General features: G+C 71.9%; 1 protein-coding gene and 1 pseudogene. Both read left to right on the top strand.

Annotated features, from left to right (window positions below; translation table 11 throughout):
* The first annotated feature begins 92 nt into the window (after positions 1–92).
* Entirely contained in the window at positions 93–1,421 is a 1,329-nt protein-coding gene (locus tag ACZ597_RS35570; protein ID WP_471339603.1) for a sulfate adenylyltransferase subunit 1, read from the top strand.
* 210 nt (positions 1,422–1,631) lie between these two features.
* Positions 1,632–1,816: pseudogene (locus ACZ597_RS35565) on the top strand (sulfate ABC transporter substrate-binding protein); the annotation flags it as partial.

Raw genomic sequence — 1,816 nt, 5'->3', positions numbered from 1 at the left:
TCCCGCCTCACCGAGCGGGGCGCGACCCGCGCCGACGACAAGCTGTCCGAGGCCGCGATGGAAGACCGCAAGCGCGAAGGGTACTTCTAACCATGACGACCACCACCGAGCAGCTCAGCGCCACCACGCTGCTGCGCTTCGCCACCGCGGGTTCCGTCGACGACGGCAAGTCCACCCTCGTGGGCCGTCTGCTGCACGACTCGAAGTCGGTCCTGGAGGACCAGCTGGAGGCGGTGGAGCGGGTCTCCGCCGACCGCGGGCAGGACGCCCCGGACCTGGCGCTGCTGACGGACGGCCTGCGGGCCGAGCGGGAGCAGGGCATCACCATCGACGTGGCCTACCGCTACTTCGCCACCGCCCGCCGCCGGTTCATCCTCGCCGACACCCCCGGGCACGTGCAGTACACCCGGAACATGGTCACCGGCGCCTCCACCGCCGACCTCGCCGTGGTCCTCGTCGACGCCCGCAACGGCGTCATCGAGCAGACCCGCCGGCACGCCGCCGTCGCCGCCCTCCTGCGCGTCCCCCACGTCGTCCTCGCCGTCAACAAGATGGACCTCGTCGACTACCGGGAGCCGGTCTTCGCGAAGATCGCCGAGGAGTTCACCGCGTACGCCTCCGAGCTGGGCGTTCCGGAGATCACCGCGATCCCGATCTCGGCGCTGGCCGGCGACAACGTCGTGGAGCCCTCGGCGAACATGGACTGGTACGGCGGCCCGACGGTGCTGGAGCACCTGGAGACCGTTCCGGTCAGCCACGACCTCACCGCCTGCCCGGCGCGTTTCCCCGTGCAGTACGTGATCCGCCCGCAGACCGCCGAGCACCCCGACTACCGCGGCTACGCGGGCCAGATCGCCTCCGGCGTCCTGCGCGTCGGCGAGCCCGTCACCGTCCTGCCGTCGGGCCGTACCTCCGTCATCGAGGGCATCGACGCCCTCGGCGAGTCGGTGGACATCGCCTGGTCCCCGCAGTCGGTGACCCTGCGCCTCAAGGACGACATCGACATCTCGCGCGGCGACCTGATCGCGCCGTCCGCGAGCGCCCCGGCCACCACGCAGGACGTCGTCGCCACCGTCTGCCACGTCGCGGACCGGCCCCTCGCCGTCGGCCAGCGCGTCCTCCTCAAGCACACCACCCGCACGGTCAAGGCGATCGTCAAGGAGATCCCCTCCCGGCTGACCCTGGACGACCTGTCGCAGCACCCGAACCCCGGCCGGCTGGTGGCCAACGACATCGGCCGCGTCGTCGTCCGCACCGCCGAGCCGCTCGCGCTCGACGCGTACGCCGACTCCCGCCGCACCGGATCCTTCCTGCTGATCGACCCGGCCGACGGAACCACCCTGGCGGCCGGCATGGCGGGCGAGTCCTTCGCCTCCAAGGCCGAGACCGTAGCGGCGGACGAAGAAGGGTGGGACTTCTAGATCATGCTCGCCGACATCTACTCCACCTTCGCGAAGGAGGGCGGCCGCGTGGGCAGCGGCGCCCTCGGCAGCGGCCAGGGAGGGGTGGCGCGATGTGCGCGATGACGTACGCGCACCTCATGCGCGCCCCCCACGAGCCGTACCTGCCCCCGCACCACAGACGAAGACCTGCGCCGTAACACAAGACGGCGCGTCGAGAGGAATCCTCCCGTGCCTGCCACCGGTAATACCCGCAAGACCCTGCGCCGCGGCCTCGCCGCCGTCGCCGCCCTGCCGCTGCTGGTCGGTGTCCTCGCCTCCTGCGGCTACGGCTCCGAGGCCGAGAAGAAGGACGGGAAGCCGGCCGGTGCCACCGCCGCCGAGGGAGGCAAGCAGCTCTCCGCGTCCGAGGTCCG

The organism is Streptomyces sp. NPDC040718, from assembly GCF_055593565.1.
Note: the sequence above shows the minus strand (reverse complement) of the source record. Positions and strands in the feature narration are given on the sequence as shown.